We start from the raw sequence: 19212 nt of genomic DNA, 5'->3' as shown, positions 1-19212 counted from the left end.
ATCGTGACTACCCATCGCATGTCCAAGCGCAGGCTCGTCGCCGGCACGGCCGTCGTGCTCGCGACGATGCTGGCCGCGACCGCCTGTGGCGGCGACGACGGCAAGACGAAGGACGAGGGGAAGCCGGCCGCCGCGGGCGGCTTCAACGCCGCCATCGGCAAGGTCGCCAACGCTTCCACCAAGAAGGGCGGCGAGCTGAAGTTCGTCGGTACCCAGGAAGCGGACTCGTGGGACCCGCAGCGCGGTTACTACGGCTTCATGTGGGACTTCTCCCGCTACTACGCCCGCCAGCTCGTCAGCTTCAAGGCGGAGCCGGGCACCAAGAGCACCGAGCTCGTCCCCGACCTGGCCACCGCGAACGCGGAGATCAGCGACGGCGGCAAGACCTACAAGTACACCCTCAAGGACAACGTGACCTGGGAGGACGGCACCCCCGTCACCGCCCAGGACGTCAAGTACGGCATCGAGCGCACCTGGGCCCAGGACGTCATCTCCGGCGGCCCGGTCTACCTGATGCAGGTCCTCGACCCGAAGACCGAGTACAAGGGTCCGTACAAGGACACCAGCCCGGACAAGCTCGGCCTCAAGGCGATCGAGACCCCGGACGCGAAGACCATCATCTTCAAGCTCCCCGCGCCCAACGGCGACTTCGAGCAGATGCTGGCCATGCCGGCCGCCAGCCCGGTCAAGCAGGACAAGGACACCGCGGCCAAGTACGGCCTCAAGCCCTTCTCCAACGGCCCGTACAAGATCGACTCGTACGAGCCCAACAAGAGCATGAAGCTCTCGCGCAACACGAACTGGAAGGCCGAGTCGGACACCATCCGCAAGGCGCTCCCGGACTCCATCTCCGTCACGTTCATGGCGAACGCGGACGACATGGACAAGCGCCTGATGAACGGCGAGTTCGACCTGGACATCAACGCGACCGGCATCGGCCAGGCGGCCCGCGCCACCGCGCTGAAGGACCACAAGGACAACCTGGACAACGGCCAGACCGGCTTCATCCGGTACGCCGTCATGCCGCAGACCGTCGCGCCGTTCGACAACATCGAGTGCCGCAAGGCCGTCATCTACGCGGCCGACCACAAGTCCCTGCAGACCGCCCGCGGCGGCCCGCAGGCCGGTGGTGACATCGCCCCCAACATGCTGCCGCTGGGCATCAAGGGCGCCGATGGCAAGTACGACCCGTACGGTGTCCTGACGAACGACGGCAAGCCGGACGTCACCAAGGCCAAGGCCGCTCTGAAGGCCTGTGGCAAGGAGACCGGCTTCAAGACCACGATCGCGGTCCGCAACAACAAGCCGGTCGAGGTCGCCACGGCCGTCTCCCTGCAGAACGCCCTGAAGCAGGTCGGCATCGAGGCCGACGTCGACCAGTTCGACGGCGCCCAGACCTCCGGCATCATCGGTTCGCCGAAGGTGGTCAAGGAGAAGGGCTACGGCATCATCATCATGGGCTGGGGCGCCGACTTCCCGACCGGTCAGGGCTTCTCCCAGCCGCTGGTCGACGGCCGCTTCATCCTGCAGAGCGGTAACAACAACTTCTCCGAGCTCAACGACCCGGCGATCAACAAGCTGTTCGACGACGCCATCGCGGAGACGGACCCGGTCAAGGCCGGCGACATCTACAAGCAGATGAACCAGAAGGTCTCCGAGGCCGCGGTCTACCTGCCCTTCGTCTACGACAAGACGATCTCCTGGCGCAGCAGCCGCCTGACCAACGTCTACACCTCCGACGCGTACAACGGCCGGTACGACTACGCCTCGCTCGGCGTCCAGTAGACAAACCGTCCGATTCAGTTCCAGTGCCACACCCGCTAGGCACGAAGGGCAGGTGATGGCCGCGGCGGCGGCTCGGGGGCGCTCTCCAGAAGAGGGCGTCCCCGGGCCGCGGCCAGGCCGAGCGCAGTGCTTGCATATCTCATCCGGCGGATCTTCGCCGTCATCGTCATGCTGTTGGTCATCTCGCTGGTGACCTTCGGAATCTTCTTCCTCTTCCCGAAGATGATCGGGACGGACCCGGCCCTGTACTTCGTCGGGAAGCAGTCCGACCCCGCCGCCATCGAGGGCATCCGGCAGAAGATGGGTCTCGCCGACCCGATCCTCGTCCAGTTCGGCAAGTTCGTCGTCGGGCTGGTGGCGGGTCGTACGTACGCCAACGGCAACGACGTCACGCACTGCGCCGCGCCCTGCTTCGGGTACTCCTTCAAGAGCGAGCAGGAGGTGTGGCCCCTGCTGACCGACTGGCTGCCCGTCACCCTCTCGCTCGCCGCCGGTGCCGTCGTGCTCTGGGTGATCGGCGGTGTCGCCGCAGGCGTCATCTCCGCCCTCAAGCGCGGTACGGTCCTGGACCGTTCGGCGATGGGCCTCGCCCTCGCCGGCGTCTCCCTCCCGATCTACTTCACGGGCATGCTCGCCATCGCCCTCTTCTCCGACCAGCTCGGCTGGTTCGGGCGGCCGGAGAAGACCTTCGCCGAGGATCCGGGAGCCTGGTTCAACGGCATGGTCCTGCCGTGGGTCTCGCTCGCCTTCCTCTACGCGGCGATGTACGCGCGGCTCACCCGCGCGACCATGCTCGAAGTGCTCAACGAGGACTACATCCGCACCGCGCGCGCCAAGGGGCTGACGGAACCCGTCGTCATCGGCAAGCATGCGATGCGCTCGACCATGACGCCGATCCTGACCGTCCTGGGTCTCGACCTGGGCGCGCTGATGGGCGGCGCGGTCCTCACCGAGTACACCTTCTCGCTGCACGGCCTCGGCTACAGCGCCGTCCGCGCCATCAGCGAGCACGACCTGCCGGTCATTCTCGGCATCACCTTGATCTCCGCCTTCTTCGTCGTCGCGGCCAACCTCGTCGTCGACCTCTTGTACGCGGTGATCGACCCCCGAGTGAGGCTGTCATGACCGATTCGACGGCGCCCGCCGTGACGGGCGCACTGAACGAGCCCGTCGCCCCCGGCGCACCCGGCACCGCGTTCCTCGACGTACGCGACCTGAAGGTGCACTTCCCCACGGAAGACGGCCTGGTCAAGTCCGTGGACGGACTCTCCTTCACGCTGGAGAAGGGCAAGACCCTCGGCATCGTCGGCGAGTCCGGCTCCGGCAAGTCGGTGACCTCACTGGGCATCATGGGCCTGCACCGCGTCGGCCAGTACGGCCGCCAGCGGGCCCGGATCTCCGGTGAGATCTGGCTCGACGGCAAGGAACTGCTCTCCAGCCCCGAGGAAGAGGTGCGCAAGCTGCGCGGCCGGGAGATCGCGATGATCTTCCAGGACCCGCTGTCGGCGATGCACCCGTACTTCACGGTCGGCAAGCAGATCGCCGAGGCGTACCGGGTCCACAACAAGGTCGACAAGAAGACCGCCCGCAAGCGGGCCGTCGACCTCCTGGACCGCGTCGGCATCCCCGAGCCCCACAAGCGGGTGGACAGCTACCCGCACGAGTTCTCCGGCGGCATGCGCCAGCGCGCGATGATCGCGATGGCGCTGGTCAACAACCCCGAACTGCTCATCGCGGACGAGCCCACCACGGCCCTGGACGTCACCGTCCAGGCGCAGATCCTCGACCTGATCCGGGACCTGCAGAAGGAGTTCGGTTCCGCGGTCATCATGATCACGCACGACCTCGGCGTGGTCGCCGAGATGGCCGACGACCTCCTCGTGATGTACGGCGGCCGGTGCGTGGAGCGGGGCAGCGCGGAGAAGGTGTTCTACGAACCCCGGCACCCGTACACCTGGGGCCTCCTCGGCTCGATGCCGCGCATCGACCGCGAGCAGACCGAGCGCCTCATCCCGGTCAAGGGCTCGCCGCCCAGCCTGATCAACATCCCGAGCGGCTGCGCCTTCAACCCCCGGTGCCCGTACGCCGACCTGCCCAAGGACGACGTCACGCGGACCGTACGGCCCGAGCTGGCCCTGGTCGACACCGCCGCGGAGGGCGCCGGCCGGCACTGGGCCGCCTGTCACCTCTCCCCGGAGCAGCGGGACCGGATCTGGACCGAAGAGATTGCGCCGAAGCTGTGACCGACATGACTGCGCCCCACAACAGCAAGAGCGAGACGGCCGTCGTTCCGGCCCAGGCGGTGGACTCCCCGGAGCCGCTGCTCAGGGTGACCGGACTGGTCAAGCACTTCCCCATCTCCAAGGGGCTGCTGCGCCGCCAGGTCGGGGCCGTGAAGGCCGTCGACGGCATCGACTTCGAGGTCTACCCCGGTGAGACCCTCGGCATCGTCGGCGAGTCCGGCTGTGGCAAGTCGACCATGGGCCGGCTGATCACCCGGCTGCTCGAACCGACCGGCGGCAAGGTCGAGTTCGAGGGCAAGGACATCACGCACCTGAGCGTGTCCGGCATGCGCCCGATGCGCCGCGACGTGCAGATGATCTTCCAGGACCCCTATGGCTCGCTGAACCCGCGGCACACGGTGGGCACCATCGTCAGCGCCCCGTTCAAGCTCCAGGGCGTCGAGCCCGAGGGCGGCCTCAAGGCGGAGGTCCAGCGCCTCCTCTCCCTGGTGGGCCTCAACCCGGAGCACTACAACCGCTACCCGCACGAGTTCTCCGGCGGCCAGCGCCAGCGCATCGGCATCGCCCGTGCACTGGCCCTGAAGCCGAAGCTGGTCGTGGCGGACGAGCCGGTCTCGGCCCTGGACGTCTCCATCCAGGCCCAGGTGGTCAACCTGCTGGACGACCTCCAGGAGGAGCTCGGCCTCACGTACGTGATCATCGCGCACGATCTGTCGGTCATCCGGCACGTCTCGGACCGCATCGCGGTCATGTACCTCGGCAAGATCGTCGAGCTCGCGGACAACAAGTCCCTGTACACGGCGCCCATGCATCCGTACACGACGGCCCTGATGTCGGCCGTCCCGGTGCCGGACCCGCGCCGGCGCGGAGTCAAGAGCGGCCGCATCCTGCTCAAGGGGGACGTGCCCTCGCCGATCTCCCCGCCGAGCGGCTGCCGCTTCCACACCCGGTGCTGGAAGGCGACCCAGGTCTGCACCACGCAGGAGCCCCCGCTCATCGCGCTGAAGACCGGGCACCAGGTGGCCTGCCACCACCCGGAGAACGCCCCCGACCAGGCCCCGGGCGACCCGGCCCTGCCGGGCGCGGCGGACGCCGTGACCGGGCCGACGGTCTGACGGACGCGACCCGGCGCCGGCGGGGCGGGATCGGCCCCGCCGGCGTTCGAGGTGCGGGCCCGCCGCCCCGCGGCCCCCGGGGCCGCGCCGCACCCGTCCGAGCGCGCCGCCGGGCGACCGGCAGAATGTTCCCGTGATCCACGATCTCTTCCCGCCCGGAGTCCAGCACACCCTGGACCTCATGGGCATCTTCGTCTTCGCCACGGCCGGCTCCCTGCTCGCCGTACGCAAGAACTTCGACGTCTTCGGCATCGTCGTCCTCGCGCTCGTCACCGCCCTCGGCGGCGGCCTGTTCCGCGACATCGTCATCGGTGCCACCCCCGCCGCCGCCTTCAGCGACCTCGGGTTCTTCGTCACACCGCTGGTCGCCGCGGCGATCGTCTTCTTCCTGCACCCCGAGGTCCAGCGCATCAACCGCGCCATCAACGTCTTCGACGCGGCCGGCCTCGGGCTGTTCTGCGTGACGGGCACGACCAAGGCGTACGAGTACGGCCTGGGCCTCACCGCGTCAGCCGCGCTCGGCCTGGCGACCGCCGTCGGCGGGGGCGTGCTGCGCGACGTCCTCGTCAACGAGGTGCCCTCGCTGCTGCGCGACCGCGAGATGTACGCCGTGCCGGCCGTCATCGGCGCCTCGATGGTGGCGCTCTTCATCAGCTTCGACCACCTGAACGCCATCACGACGGGCCTGGCGATCGTCACCACCTTCGTGCTGCGGCTGCTGGCCATCCGCTACCACTGGCGGGCGCCCCTCGCGTGGAACCGCCGCTCGTCGGTGGCGGAGGAGCCGTAGGCGCGCAGGGCCACACCAAGGAAAGCTACCGCTTAGTAGGGGTCGGGTGTACGGTCGTTCCATGTCACACGCAGCTGCCAAGGCGTCCATCGGCGACAGCGAGTTCGACCGCGACACCACCATCACCGCCCGTGCGGGCGAGCCCGGGGTGTACGACGCGAACCTCTCCGCCGGGTGGACGATCATCACCGCCGTCAACGGCGGTTACCTCCTGGCCCTCGTCGGCCGCGCCCTGTCGTCGGCCCTGCCGCACCCGGACCCCTTCACGGTCTCCGCGCACTACCTGACCTCGTCGGTTCCCGGCCCCGCCGTGATCCGCACCGAGGTCGTACGGGTCGGCCGCACCCTCTCCACCGGGCAGGCCTCCCTGTTCCAGTTCGACGAGAGCGGCGCCGAGATCGAGCGGATCCGCGTCCTGGCCTCCTACGGGGACCTCGCCGCGCTCCCGGACTCCGTCCACACCACCGCCCTCCCGCCCGTGATCCCCGCCTACGAGGACTGCCTCGGCCCCGAGGCCGGACCGGCCCCGATCCCCGGCAGCTCGGCGATCGTGGACCGGCTCCGGCTGCGCCTGGACCCGGCGACCGCCGGCTGGGCCATCGGCCGGCCCTCGGGCAAGGGCGAGATGCGCGCCTGGTTCGAGCTCGCGGACGGCCGCGACGCGGACCCCTTCTCCCTGCTCCTCGCGGTGGACGCGCTCCCGCCGACCTCCTTCGACCTCGGCCTGCTCGGCTGGACCCCCACGGTCGAACTCACCACCCACATCCGCCACCGCCCCGCGCCCGGTCCGCTCCGGGTGTCGATCACCACGCGGAACCTGGCGGGCGGCTTCCTGGAAGAGGACGCGGAGGTCTGGGACTCGGCGGACCGGCTGGTGGCCCAGTCCCGCCAGCTGGCGAGCGCTCCGCGCGTGGCGCCGAAGGCCTCCTGAGGCACCCTGCGGAGCGCCCGCCGGCCCCGGCGGGCGGTTCCCTGGCCCCGGCGGGGGATCGGGGGTGCGGGGGACTCGTAGAATCGGGGGATCATGGCCTACCTCGACCACGCCGCCACCACCCCGATGCTGCCGGAGGCCGCTGCGGCGATGACCGCGCAGTTCGCCGTCACGGGCAACGCGTCCTCCCTGCACGCCGCCGGCCGCCGCGCCCGCCGCACCGTCGAGGAGGCCCGTGAGGCCCTCGCCGACGCGCTCGGGGCCCGTCCGAGCGAGGTGGTCTTCACCGCCGGTGGCACGGAGGCCGACAACCTCGCCGTCAAGGGGCTCTACTGGGCCCGCCGCGACGCCGATCCCGCCCGGACCCGTGTCCTCGCCAGTCCCGTGGAGCACCACGCCGTCCTCGACGCCGTGCACTGGCTCGCCGAGCACGAGGGCGCGCAGGTCGAGTACCTGCCGGTCGACCGCTACGGGCGCGTGCACCCGGAGGCCTTCCGCGAGGCGGTCGAGCGGAACCCCGACGACATCGCCCTCGCCACCGTCATGTGGGCCAACAACGAGATCGGCACCGTCATGCCGATCGCCGAACTGGCCGCCGTCGCCCGCGAGTCCGGCATCCCGCTGCATTCCGACGCCGTCCAGGCCTTCGGCCAGCTCGACGTCCGTTTCGGCGACAGCGGGCTCGCCGCCATGACCGTGAGCGGCCACAAGGTCGGCGGACCGTACGGGATCGGCGCGCTGCTGCTCGGCCGCGACCAGAGCCCCGTACCCGTCCTGCACGGCGGGGGCCAGGAGCGGCACGTGCGCTCCGGCACCCTCGACGTCCCGGCCATCGCCGCCTTCGCGGTGGCCGCCGTCCTCGCCGCCGAGCGGCGCGAACGCTTCGCCGCCGAGATCGGAGCCCTGCGAGACCGGCTCGTCGCCGCCGTGCTCCGCGAGGTCCCCGACGCCGTCCTCGGCGGAGACCCGGACGGCCGGCTCCCCGCCAACGCCCACTTCAGCTTCCCCGGCTGCGAGGGGGACTCCCTGCTGCTCCTGCTCGACGCCCAGGGCATCGAGTGCTCCACCGGCTCCGCCTGCACGGCCGGAGTGGCCCAGCCCAGCCACGTGCTGCTGGCCACCGGCACCGACCCGCGCCTGGCCCGGGGGACCCTGCGCTTCTCCCTCGGCCACACCTCCACGCAGGCCGACGTGGACGCGGTCGCCGCCGCCATCGGCCCGGCCGTGGCCCGCGCCCGCACGGCGGGGCTGAGCTAGGGGTGTGACCGCACCAGGCCGGGTGTCCCGGCCTGATCGGCACGACACCCCTCAGGCGGCCTTGGCACCCGCGGCGCCGGCCTCGTTGACCATGCGGAGGTAGCGGTCCCAGTCCCAGTGGCGGCCGGGGTCCGTGTGGTCGGCGCCCGGCACCTCGGAGTGGCCGAGGAAGTGCTTGCGGTCGGCGGGTATCCCGTACCGCTTGCAGACGTCGGCGGCGAGCCGCGCCGAAGCTTCGTACATCGCGTCCGTAAAGTCCTTCGGCCGGTCCACGAACCCGACGTGCTCGATGCCGATGCTGCGCTCGTTCATGGAGCGGCTGCCCGAGTGGAAGGCGACGTCGAGCTCGCGCACCATCTGCTCGATGTGGCCGTCCTGGCCGACGATGTAGTGCGCCGACGCCCGGTGGAACGGATTCTTGAAGGCGTCCACCGAGGACTTGAAGCCGCCCTGCGTGACATGGACCACGATCCGGTCCACCCGGTAGTCGGCGGGCCGGTCCGCCAGCCGCCAGTTCGCCGGAGAGGCCGCCGTCCAGGACGCCCCCGCGTGGTCCAGCTCGCCCTCCTTCCGGGGCTTGGACACCCCGGGCACCAGCCACCAGGCCCGCCCGATCTCATCGCGCCCGGCGACCGCCGCGGCCGTCAGCACCCCGAGCCCGCCGAACAGCACCGCCCTGCGGGTCCGCCCGGGCCGTTTGCCCCCCGTACCGCCCTTGTCGCTCTTGCTCCCCATGGTGATCCACCCCCTGCCACCGAGAACGCGCTGTGACCCCGCGCGGTTCCCCCGTACCCTGGACGGTGCTATGACTGAGAACCTGCCGAGCGTCCCCCGCCCCCTCCGCGTCCTGGCCGCCATGTCCGGCGGTGTGGACTCCGCCGTCGCCGCCGCCCGCGCGGTCGAAGCCGGGCACGACGTGACCGGCGTCCACCTCGCCCTGTCCGCGAACCCGCAGTCCTTCAGGACCGGAGCCCGCGGCTGCTGCACGATCGAGGACTCCCGCGACGCCCGCCGCGCCGCCGACGTCATCGGCATCCCGTTCTACGTGTGGGACCTCGCCGAGCGCTTCCGCGAGGACGTCGTCGAGGACTTCATCTCCGAGTACGAGGCCGGGCGCACCCCGAACCCCTGCCTGCGCTGCAACGAGAAGATCAAGTTCGCCGCGCTGCTCGACAAGGCCCTCGCCCTCGGCTTCGACGCCGTCTGCACGGGCCACTACGCCACCGTCGTCCTGAACGAGGACGGCACGCGCGAGCTGCACCGCGCCTCCGACATGGCCAAGGACCAGTCCTACGTCCTCGGCGTGCTCGACGAGAAGCAGCTCGCCCACGCGCTCTTCCCGCTCGGCGACACCCTCACCACCAAGGAAGAGATCCGCGCCGAGGCCGAGGAGCGGGGGCTGGCCGTCGCGAAGAAGCCCGACAGCCACGACATCTGCTTCATCGCCGACGGCGACACCCAGGGCTTCCTGGCGAACCGTCTCGGCAAGGCCGAGGGCGACATCGTCGACGAGGTCACCGGCGAGAAGGTCGGCACCCACGAGGGCGCCTTCGGGTTCACCATCGGCCAGCGCAAGGGCCTGCGGATCGGCCACCCGGCCCCCGACGGCAAGCCGCGCTACGTCCTCGACATCTCCCCGGTGAACAACACCGTCACCGTCGGCCCCGTCGAGGCCCTCGACGTCACCGCCCTCACCGCGATCCGCCCCCGCTGGTGCGGCTCCACGGCCGCCGCCCCGGGCACCTACACCGCGCAGCTGCGCGCCCACGGCGGCGAGACCGAGGTCTTCGCCGAGCTGGTGGAGGGCGAACTGCGCGTCCGCTTCACCGAGCCCGTCCGCGGCGTGGCCCCCGGCCAGGCGATCGTCCTCTACGACGGCACCCGGGTGGTCGGCTCCGCCACGATCTCCACGACGACCCGGGCGAGCGCGGGCGCGGCCGCCTCGGCCTAGGCAGGCCTGGGCCCCGGCAGGCTTGGGCCCTGGGCGGACCGGGGCCCCGGCGGACAGGGGCCCGGCGACAGGGACCCAACAGACCGGGGCCCAACAGACGGGGGCCCAGCAGACCGGAGCCCAGCAGACGGGGCCCCGGCAGACCCGGGCCTAGAGCGTGTCTCTTTGATCGGTTGGTCAGTTGATCGGATATGCCCGTCCGATTAGTGATCACTGATGCGATGTGGGACCGGATCGAGCCGCTGATGCCGGCCGATCCAGTCCGCGGTCGGCGTTGGGCCGACCATCGCCGAACCCTGGAAGCCATCGCGTGGAAGTACCGCACGTGCTCACCCTGGCGTGACCTGCCGGACGAGCTCGGCTCGTTCCAGACCGCGCACAAGCGCCTGATCAGGTGGGCCGTGGACGGTACCTGGCATCGGATCTTCGCAGCCGTACTCGCCCAAGCGGACGCGGCGGACGAGGTGGAGTGGGCAGTATCCGTGGATTCCACTGTTTGCCGAGCCCACCAGCACGCGGCCGGGGCCAGGGCCAGGAAAGGAAGTAGGCAAAGCTGAACCTGCCGATCACGCACTCGGACGCTCCCGAGGCGGCCTGAGCACAAAAATTCACCTTGCCAGTGACGGCCAGGCACGGCCCCTCGCCCTCCATATCACCCCTGGTCAGGCTGGCGACGCGCCTGCTTTCGAGGCGGTCATGGCTCGCATCCGAGTCCCGCGCACCGGCCTGGGCAGGCCACGAACCCGCCCCGATTTCGTCCTTGCGGACCGGGCCTACTCGTCCCGGGCAATCCGTCGGCACCTTCGCCGCCGAGGCATTCGGGCTGTCATCCCGCAGCCCTCCGACCAGGTCGGGCACCGCCTCCGGCGAGGCCGGGCTGGCGGTCGTCCGCCCGGGTTCGACGCGGAGGCATACAAACAGCGCAACACCGTCGAGCGGTGCATCAACCGTCTCAAGCAGTGGCGCGGCCTGGCCATGCGAACAGACAAACTCGCCATCGCCTACGAGGGCGCACTCCACCTCGCTGCCATCTTGATCTGGACGCGCCTGCCCAGGGCTGAGGACGCCGACTCGCCAGGAAAGCCTTAGCTCAGGCCCCGGACGAGGCATCGACTGCCCTCACCCGGCAGTCCGAGCACGTCCCGGACCTCTTCGCGACGAACAGATGCCGGTAGACCGTCACCTGGCGTCGAGGAATGCCGCAGAGCGTCGCCTCGCCCGCCAGAGCGTGTTCCAGGGCCGTGCCACCTGTCTCCAGGCATGCCGTGAAGCTCGTTGGAGCGAGCCCGAACGCGAATCTGAAGGACCGGAGGCGGTGACCAAGCCGTGGCATGGCCACCACCCTTGCACGTGGCCCTATCAGCGTGAAGTCAAAGAGACAGGCTCTAGCCGGCCTGGGACACCGTCAGGACGATCTTGCCGGTGGTCCGGCCCCGCTCGCCGATCTCGTGGGCCTTCGCGGCCTCGGCCAGGGGAAGCACCGTGTCGACGACCGGCCGCAGCTTCCCCTCCTCCACCAGGGCCGCGACGGCCCTGAGGCCCGCGTGGTCGGGCTCGACCAGGGTCCAGCCGGTGCGGAAGCCCTCGGCGTCCGCCGGGACCTGGTCGGGGCTGGTCAGGGTGATCAGGTGCCCGCCGGGGCGCAGCACCTTCAGGGAACGCACCCCGTAGTCGCCGCCGATGCCGTCGATCACGACGTCGACGTCCGAGACCACGTCCTCGAAGGCGGTGGTCCGGTAGTCGATCACCTCGTCGGCCCCGAGGGAACGTACGAGCTCGTGCTTTGCGGCGCTCGCGGTGCCGATCACGTACGCGCCGAGCGCCTTGGCGATCTGGACGGCGAAGTGCCCGACACCGCCGGCCGCCGCGTGCACCAGGACCCGCTGCCCGGCCTTGAGGCCCGCGGTGTCGGTCAGCGCCTGCCAGGCGGTGAGCGAGGCCAGGGGGAGCGCGGCCGCCTGGACGTGGTCGATCGCGGCGGGCTTGCGGGTGAGGTGGCGGGCCGGGGCCGTGACGTACTCGGCGTACGCGCCCGCCTGGTGCGGGAAGCGCGGCATGCCGAAGACCTCGTCGCCCGGCTGGAACAGGGTCACCCCCGGGCCGACCGCCTCGACGGTGCCGGATACGTCCCAGCCGACGGCGGGGACCGGGCCCCACGCGATCAGGCCGCCGGTGGCGCGGGTCTTCCAGTCGACCGGGTTCACCCCGGCCGCGTGGACCCGTACCAGGACCTCCCCGAGGCCCGGCTCCGGCCGCTCGGTCTCGGTCTCGGTCAGTACCTCGGGTCCGCCCCACTGGCTGACGACGATGGCGCGCATGAATGTCTCCCTGATCGTGCTCGGTCTGCTGTCACCTGCCGGTTTCCCCGGCCGATGGCACCAGCTTGGCCCGGGGCCGGCCCGCATGGTGGTGACCGGATGGCCACCATGTGACAGAATCTGGCCATGCACCGCGTAGCCGTACTCGCCCTCGAGGGCGTCGCCCCCTTCGAGCTCGGCATGCCCTCGCGGGTCTTCGGGAACGCCCACGCCCCGGACGGGGGACCCCTCTACGAGGTCACCGTCTGCACGGCGGACGGCCGGCCCGTGGCGACCGACGCGGGATTCACCATCGGCGTCAGCGCCGGGCCCGAGGCCCTCGCGGCGGCCGACACCGTGATCGTCCCGCCCACCCACTCCCTGCCCGGGCTGCTGCGCGGAGAGCCGCTGTCGCAGCCCCTCGCCGACGCCCTCGCCCGGATCCGTCCCGGCACCCGCATCGTGTCGATCTGCACCGGTTCCGAGGTGCTCGCCGCCGCGGGGCTGCTCGACGGACGGCCCGCCACCACCCACTGGGTCCACGCGCCCGAATTCCGGCGCGCCTTCCCGCGGGTCCAGCTCGACGAGGACGTCCTCTTCGTCGACGACGGCGACGTCCTCACCTCGGCCGGGGTGGCCGCCGGCATCGACCTCCTGCTCTACCTCGTCCGCGCCGACCACGGCAGCGCCGTCGCCAACCTCACCGCGCGGCTGTGCGTGGTCCCGCCGTGGCGCGACGGCGGGCAGGCCCAGTACATCGTGCGGCCCGTCCCCGAACCCACCGTGGCCACCACCACCGCCACCCGGGCCTGGGCCCTGGAACGCCTCGGGGAGCCGATCGCCCTGGCCGAGCTGGCCGCCCACGCCCGGATGAGCCTGCGCACCTTCACCCGACGCTTCCGCGACGAGGTCGGCATGACCCCGGTGCAGTGGCTCACCGGCCAGCGCCTCGAAATGGCCCGCCAGTTGCTGGAGACCAGCGACCTCCCCGTCGACCTGGTGGCCCACCGCTCCGGCTTCGGCTCGGCGAACTCGCTGCGCCAGCACATGCGTTCCGCACTCGGTATCTCCCCGATTGCCTACCGGCGCACCTTCCAGCCCAACTCCTATGCTCCTGCGCACCATTGATGGACCGTCAGGACATCGGCATACTGCGTGGCCCTGCACTCTTCTTCTCAGGGGGAACCACGTGCGCAACCACCACACCAGGACGGGGGCGGCGGCCTCGATCGCGGCGGCCGCCGCCCTCGCGCTCGCGGCGGGGCTGACCACCCCGGCCGCCGCGGCACCCGGGACCGGCTTATCGGGCACACGCTCCGCGACCGCCCCGAGGGGCCCCGGGTCCGCGGGCACCGGGAACGGGGCGCCAGCCGCCGCCGGACGGGCCCCGACCACCCGCATCACCCTCGTCACCGGCGACCGCGTCGTCCTCGCCGCCGACGGCGGGCCCGTCTCCCTCGAACGCGCCGAGGGCCGCGCGCACATACCGTTCTCGGTGCACACCGAGAACGGCCGCACCAGCGTCGTGCCGTACGACGCCAGGCCGCTGATCCGTGCCGGAAAGCTCGACCCGCGCCTGTTCGACATCACCGAGCTGAGCCGCCCCGAGTACCTGGCCCGCCCCTCCGGCCGGCTCCAGCTGATCGTCGGCTACGAGGGCCCCGCCACCGCCGCCCGGTCCGCCCTGCGGGCCGCCGGCGGCGCGCAGGTCACCCGGAGCTACCCCACCCTCGACGCCGAGGCCGTCAGCGCGGCCCCCGGAGCCGCCGCCGCCCTCTGGGAAGCGCTCACCGACCCCCGGCAGGACGCCGGAGGCCGCGCCGCGGCCCCCGGCATCGCCAGGGTCTGGCTCGACGCCGAGCGCACCGCCACCCTGGACAAGAGCACCCGGCAGATCGGCGCCGACCGGGCCTGGGCCGCCGGATACGACGGCGCCGGTGTCAAGATCGCCGTGCTCGACACCGGCATCGACGCCACCCACGCCGACCTCGCCGGCCAGGTCGTCGCCGAGCAGAACTTCTCCCGCTCCGAGGACGCCGCGGACCGCTTCGGCCACGGCACGCACGTCGCCTCCATCGCCGCCGGCACGGGCGCCCGCTCGGCCGGCGCCTTCAAGGGCGTCGCGCCCGGCGCGAAACTGCTCAACGGCAAGGTCCTGGACGACCGCGGCTCCGGCAGCGACTCCGGGATCCTCGCCGGCATGGAATGGGCCGTCGCCCAGGGCGCCGACATCGTCAACCTCAGCCTCGGCGCGCCCGACACCCCGCAGCTCGACCCCGTCGAAGCGGCCGTGGACCGGCTCAGCGCCGAGAAGGGCGTGCTCTTCGCCGTCGCCGCCGGCAACAGCGGCCGCCGCGGCCCCGGCACCGTCCAGTCCCCGGGCAGCGCGAGCGCGGCACTCACCGTCGGCGCGGTCGACGACGCGGACGTGCTCGCCCCCTTCTCCAGCACGGGCCCGCGCCTCGGCGACGGCGCGGTCAAGCCGGACGTCACGGCGCCCGGCGTCGACATCACCGCGGCCGCCGCCCCCGGAAGCGTCATCGACCGCGAGAGCGGACAGGACCCGGCCGGCTACCTGACCATCTCCGGTACCTCCATGGCCACCCCGCACGTCGCCGGGGCCGCCGCCCTGCTCAAGCAGCAGCACCCGGACTGGAAGGGCGCCGAGCTCAAGGGCGCGCTGACCGGCTCCGCCAAGGGGGCCGCGTACACCCCGTACCAGCAGGGCGCCGGCCGGATCGCCGTCGACGGCGCGCTCGGCCAGAGCGTGATCGCCCAGGAGGCGGCGCTGGCCTTCGACATGCAGCGCTGGCCGCACGCGGACGACGTCCCGCAGACCCGGAAGATCACCTACCGCAACCTCGGCGCCGCGCCCGTCACCCTCGACCTCACCGTCGAGGGCAGCGGCCCCGGCGGCGCGCCCGCGCCCGAGGGCTTCTTCACCCTCGCCGACCGCCGTCTCACCGTCCCGGCCGGCGGCACCGCCGAGACCGCGCTGACCGTGGACACCCGCCTCGGCGGAACGGCGGACGGCACCTACAGCGCGTACACCACCGCGACGGCGACCGGCGGCGGCCAGCGCGTGCGTACGGCCGCCGTCGCCGAACGCGAGGCCGAGTCCTACGATCTGACGCTCCGCCACCTCGGACGCGACGGGAAACCGGCCACGGACCACGCCACCACCGTCCAGGGCGTCAGGGGCGGCGCGGCGGCCCGCCGCTTCGAGGCCCACGACCCCTCCGGCACCGTCACCCTGCGCGTCCCCAAGGGCGGCTACCTGCTCGACGCCGCCCTCGTCGTCGACCCGCTCGACCTCACCAAGGGCGCCGACTGGATCGTCCGGCCGCAGCTCGACATCACCGCCGACACCACGGTCACCCTCGACGCGCGCACCACCCGGCCGGTGGAGATCACGGTCCCTTCGAAGTCGGCGCAGGCCCAGTTCGTGATGCCCTCGTACACCCTGACCGAGGGCGGCGCACGCTACGGCTTCGGCTTCTGGCTCGACTCGCTCACCGGCTTCCGCACCCGCCAGGCAGGCCCGTCGCCCGCCGCAGGAACGCTCAGCCAGCAGTGGGACGTGCATTGGCAGGACGGCCCCTCGACGGAGTACCACGCGGTGCTGGGCGGCCCCGTACGGAGCCTCGCCACCGGCTACACCCGGCACCTGAAGTCCCGCGACCTGGCGGCCCTCGTGATCGGCCAGGGCGCCTCCGCCCCCGGCAAAGAGGGCTCTCCCGTCGCGATGGGCAGCCTCCCGGACAGCCGTTCCGGCAGCTCGATGTCCCTCCGGCGGCCCCTGCCGACCACGGCCACGCTCTACGTGTCCACCCTCGACAAGGTGACCTGGGACCTCTTCTACACCCAGAGCTCCGGACACGACGAGAACGGCTTCCCGCGGGAGGAGACGGCGTACGAGGCGCAGAGCGGGCGCAGCTTCACGGGCGGCCGCACCTACCACGAGCGCTTCAACGCGGCGGTATTCGGACCCCGGCTGGACGCCGAGCACGGGGTGTTCCGCGACGGCGGCTCGATCGGCGGCTCCGTCCCCCTGCTGGCGGACGGCGCGAACCACCTGGGCGGGTTCCACGAGGCTACCGGCAGCACCGTCCTGCGCCGTGACGGCGTCGAGGTGGGCCGCAGCGAGAGCCCGCTGGAGTCGAGCGACCCCTTCCCGGTCCCGCCGGGCGAGGCCGCGTACGAGCTCACTACGACGGCCCGGCTGAGCCCGGAGCTCTCGGCCACCTCCTCCGAGACCACGGCCACCTGGTGGTTCCGCTCGCGGGAGACGGCCGGACCGGCCCCGCTCCCGGTCTCGGTGGTCCGCTTCGACGCCCGCCCGGCCCTGGACGGCACCCTGCCGGCGGGCCGCACGGCGAACTTCCCGGTGACCGTCCAGGGCCCGGCGGCCACAGCCCCGGCCTCCCTCCGGGCGGAGGTCTCCTACGACGAGGGCCGCACCTGGCGCCCGCTCCACGTCCGGGGCGGCCGGATCGGCGTCCACACCCCCGCGAAGGGCGGCACGGTCTCCCTGCGCGGCACCGTCACGGACCGCTCGGGCAACACGTCGCAGGTGACGGTCCTGCGCGCCTACCTGGCGGGCTGAGGCCCCGCTCGCCCGCTCGCCCACCCTCCCGCTCGCCCGCCCGCCCAACGATGACCCCGGAGGTAATCGCCTCCGGGGCCACCGGCGGGCAGGATCGGACCAACAAGCCGATCCCGCAGGGAAGAAGAGGCCCGAGATGACCGCCTACGCCATCGCCCACATACGCCCCGAGACCATGAACGAGGACATCCTCCGCTACATCGAGGAGATCCAGGCCACCATGGACCCCTTCGAGGGCCGCTTCCTCGTCCACGGCCGGCAGGTCGAGGTCATGGAGGGCAGCTGGCCCGGCACGGTCGTGATGATCGGCTTCCCCGACCTCGAGCGTGCGCGGGGGTGGTACGCGTCGGAGGCCTACCAGGCGCTGATCCCGCTCCGCGCGGATCACATCGCGGGGGACGTCATCCTGGTCGACGGCGTCCCCGCGGACTACGACGCCTCGAAGACGGCGGCAGCCCTCCGCGAGACCGCCGGCCTCTGACGCGGCCCCGGGCGCGGCGTGGCCGGGGCGGGGCACCTGCGAGCATGGGAGGCATGGCCACTCACCTGATCACCGGCGCCGGCTCCGGCATCGGCAAAGCCGTCGCGGACCGCCTGCACGCCCGCGGCGACGACCTCGTCCTGCTCGCCCGCGACGCCGCCCGCGCCCGGCAGCTCACCGACCGGTACCCCGGCGCCGGCGCGCTCGTCGGGGACCTCGCCGACCCCGACCGGCTGTCGTGGGCCTTCTCCAAGCAGGCCATTCCGGAGCGGATCGACTCCCTCCTGCACATCGCCGGCATCGTGGACCTCGGCCCGGTGGGGGAGCTGCGCCCCAAGACCTGGCACCAGCAGCTCAACGTCAACCTCATCGCCCCCGCCGAGGTCACCCGGCTCCTGCTGCCGACCCTGCGCGCCTCCCACGCCACCGTCGTCTTCGTGAACTCCGGCGCGGGTCTCGCCGCCCACGCCGACTGGAGCGCGTACGCCGCCTCCAAGCACGGCCTGAAGGCCCTCGCCGACTCCCTCCGGGCGGAGGAGAAGGAGAACGGCATCCGCGTCACCTCCGTCTACCCCGGCCGCACCGCCACCCCCATGCAGATGAAGGTCCGCTCCCAGGAGGGCGAGGCCTACGACGCCGCCGACTGGATCGACGCCGAGTCCGTCGCGACCACCATCGTGATGGCCGTCGACCTGCCCCGCGACGCCGTGGTCAGCGACCTCACCGTCAGGCCCGGTCGATGAGCACGAGCCGCACCGGCGGAGCCACCGGAGTCGGCTCGCTGCCCGGCGGCGACGCCCGCGAGGCCGCCAAGACCGTCACCGGCTCCTTCGAGGAGTTCCCGTACCTCGCCGAGCTGCCCGCCCGCGGCCCCGGCTCGGACATGATCGGCCGGTCCCTCGGGCTGCTCGTGGACATGTACGCGCACGTCGAGCCCAGCGGCTGGCGCATCAGCGACCGCCCCGGCCGCGACAGCAAGCGGGCCCGCTCCTGGCTGGGCGAGGACCTGGACGCCCTGGAGGAGTTCACCCAGGGCTACCAGGGCAGGCTCAAGGTCCAGGCCGTCGGGCCGTGGACGCTGGCCTCCGCCCTGGAGCTGCACGGCGGCGAGGCCGTCCTCCAGGACCCGGGCGCCTGCCGGGACCTGGCCGGGTCGCTCGCGGAGGGCCTGCGCGAGCACCTGGCCGACGTGCGCAAGCGGATCCCCGGCGCCGAGATCGTCCTCCAGTACGACGAGCCCTCGCTCACCGCCGTCCTGCTCGGCCGGGTGCGCTCCGCCAGCGGCTACCGCACCTACCGTTCCGTCGACCGGCAGGTCGTCGAGGGGACCCTGCGCGAGCTGTTCGCCGTCCACGACGGGGAGGTCATCGTCCACTCCTGCGCCCCCGAGGTGCCCTTCGGACTGCTGCGGCGCGCCGGGGTCTCGGGCGTGTCGTTCGATTTCTCCTTGCTCACCGAGCGCGAGGATGACGCCATCGGGGAAGCGGTCGAAGCCGGTACGAAACTCTTCGCCGGAGTGGTGCCCGGGACCGACGGCCCGTTGTCGGACCCGGGCGGTAGCGTCATGGGTGTCAGGAAGCTTTGGCGCAGGCTGGGGCTGGCCCCGGGGACTCTGGCGGAGTCCGTCGTGGTCACCCCGACGTGCGGTCTGGCGGGCGCTTCGCCCGCCTACGCACGGGCGGTTCAGGCGCACTGCGTCAGGGCGGCGAGGTCGCTCGCCGACAACCCTGAGTGATGGATCGAGACGGGTCACGGG

At 72.0% G+C, this 19212-nt stretch carries 16 protein-coding genes; 14 read left to right on the top strand and 2 right to left on the bottom strand.

Annotation, left to right across the window (positions count from 1 at the left end):
• The first annotated feature begins 3 nt into the window (after positions 1-3).
• The 7 genes from ACFYM0_RS36555 to ACFYM0_RS36525 all read left to right on the top strand — a co-directional run bounded on the left by ACFYM0_RS36555 (position 4) and on the right by ACFYM0_RS36525 (position 8121).
• Positions 4-1785: an ABC transporter substrate-binding protein gene (locus ACFYM0_RS36555; protein WP_388509635.1), complete on the top strand. Its 1782-nt coding sequence runs from the start codon at positions 4-6 to the stop codon at positions 1783-1785.
• Between the two features lie 126 nt (positions 1786-1911).
• Positions 1912-2910 carry an ABC transporter permease gene (locus tag ACFYM0_RS36550; protein WP_327255059.1) on the top strand — a complete coding sequence of 333 codons (999 nt, stop codon included), beginning with the start codon at positions 1912-1914 and terminating at the stop codon, positions 2908-2910.
• A complete protein-coding gene (locus ACFYM0_RS36545; protein ID WP_327255060.1) occupies positions 2907-4028 on the top strand; it encodes an ABC transporter ATP-binding protein in 1122 nt (373 codons plus the stop codon). Before ACFYM0_RS36550 ends, ACFYM0_RS36545 begins: the two co-directional genes overlap by 4 nt.
• A gap of 5 nt (positions 4029-4033) precedes the next feature.
• Positions 4034-5143 carry an ABC transporter ATP-binding protein gene (locus ACFYM0_RS36540; RefSeq protein WP_388509632.1) on the top strand — a complete coding sequence of 370 codons (1110 nt, stop codon included), beginning with the start codon at positions 4034-4036 and terminating at the stop codon, positions 5141-5143.
• Between the two features lie 181 nt (positions 5144-5324).
• Entirely contained in the window at positions 5325-5933 is a 609-nt protein-coding gene (locus ACFYM0_RS36535; RefSeq protein WP_388509668.1) for a trimeric intracellular cation channel family protein, read from the top strand.
• 61 nt (positions 5934-5994) lie between these two features.
• Positions 5995-6864: a thioesterase family protein gene (locus tag ACFYM0_RS36530; RefSeq protein WP_388509629.1), complete on the top strand. Its 870-nt coding sequence runs from the start codon at positions 5995-5997 to the stop codon at positions 6862-6864.
• A 93-nt stretch (positions 6865-6957) separates the two neighbouring features.
• Positions 6958-8121, top strand: coding sequence for a cysteine desulfurase family protein (locus ACFYM0_RS36525; RefSeq protein ID WP_388509627.1), 1164 nt, complete (start codon positions 6958-6960; stop codon positions 8119-8121).
• Positions 8122-8172: 51 nt separating this feature from the next.
• Here the strand turns inward: ACFYM0_RS36525 and ACFYM0_RS36520 are convergent, their stop codons facing one another.
• Positions 8173-8856, bottom strand: a complete 684-nt coding sequence (locus tag ACFYM0_RS36520) for an N-acetylmuramoyl-L-alanine amidase (protein ID WP_388509625.1) — start codon at positions 8854-8856, stop codon at positions 8173-8175.
• A gap of 70 nt (positions 8857-8926) precedes the next feature.
• On the opposite strand from ACFYM0_RS36520, the gene mnmA reads away from it, so the two are divergent.
• Positions 8927-10072, top strand: coding sequence for a tRNA 2-thiouridine(34) synthase MnmA (gene mnmA / locus ACFYM0_RS36515; protein WP_388509622.1), 1146 nt, complete (start codon positions 8927-8929; stop codon positions 10070-10072).
• A gap of 191 nt (positions 10073-10263) precedes the next feature.
• A protein-coding gene (locus ACFYM0_RS36510; protein ID WP_388509619.1) for an IS5 family transposase occupies positions 10264-11161 on the top strand; the annotation gives its coding sequence in 2 pieces (ribosomal slippage) (positions 10264-10614 and positions 10616-11161; 897 coding nt in all).
• A gap of 296 nt (positions 11162-11457) precedes the next feature.
• Here the strand turns inward: ACFYM0_RS36510 and ACFYM0_RS36505 are convergent.
• Positions 11458-12390, bottom strand: a complete 933-nt coding sequence (locus ACFYM0_RS36505; protein ID WP_388509616.1) for an NADP-dependent oxidoreductase — start codon at positions 12388-12390, stop codon at positions 11458-11460.
• A 126-nt stretch (positions 12391-12516) separates the two neighbouring features.
• Between ACFYM0_RS36505 and ACFYM0_RS36500 the strand changes: the two genes are divergently transcribed.
• The 5 genes from ACFYM0_RS36500 to ACFYM0_RS36480 all read left to right on the top strand — a co-directional run bounded on the left by ACFYM0_RS36500 (position 12517) and on the right by ACFYM0_RS36480 (position 19191).
• Entirely contained in the window at positions 12517-13497 is a 981-nt protein-coding gene (locus ACFYM0_RS36500; RefSeq protein WP_388509613.1) for a GlxA family transcriptional regulator, read from the top strand.
• A gap of 61 nt (positions 13498-13558) precedes the next feature.
• Positions 13559-16975 (top strand): S8 family serine peptidase, encoded by a 3417-nt coding sequence (locus ACFYM0_RS36495; protein ID WP_388509610.1) that lies wholly within the window; start codon positions 13559-13561, stop codon positions 16973-16975.
• Positions 16976-17111: 136 nt separating this feature from the next.
• Entirely contained in the window at positions 17112-17456 is a 345-nt protein-coding gene (locus tag ACFYM0_RS36490) for a DUF1330 domain-containing protein (protein WP_388509606.1), read from the top strand.
• A 53-nt stretch (positions 17457-17509) separates the two neighbouring features.
• Positions 17510-18199 (top strand): SDR family oxidoreductase, encoded by a 690-nt coding sequence (locus ACFYM0_RS36485; RefSeq protein WP_388509603.1) that lies wholly within the window; start codon positions 17510-17512, stop codon positions 18197-18199.
• On the top strand, positions 18196-19191 hold the full coding sequence (locus ACFYM0_RS36480) for a methionine synthase (RefSeq protein ID WP_388509600.1): 996 nt from the start codon (positions 18196-18198) through the stop codon (positions 19189-19191). Before ACFYM0_RS36485 ends, ACFYM0_RS36480 begins: the two co-directional genes overlap by 4 nt.
• The last annotated feature ends 21 nt before the right edge of the window (positions 19192-19212 follow it).

It is taken from the genome of Streptomyces sp. NPDC006487, assembly GCF_042870555.1.
Lineage (GTDB): Bacteria > Actinomycetota > Actinomycetes > Streptomycetales > Streptomycetaceae > Streptomyces.
Note: the sequence above shows the minus strand (reverse complement) of the source record. Positions and strands in the feature narration are given on the sequence as shown.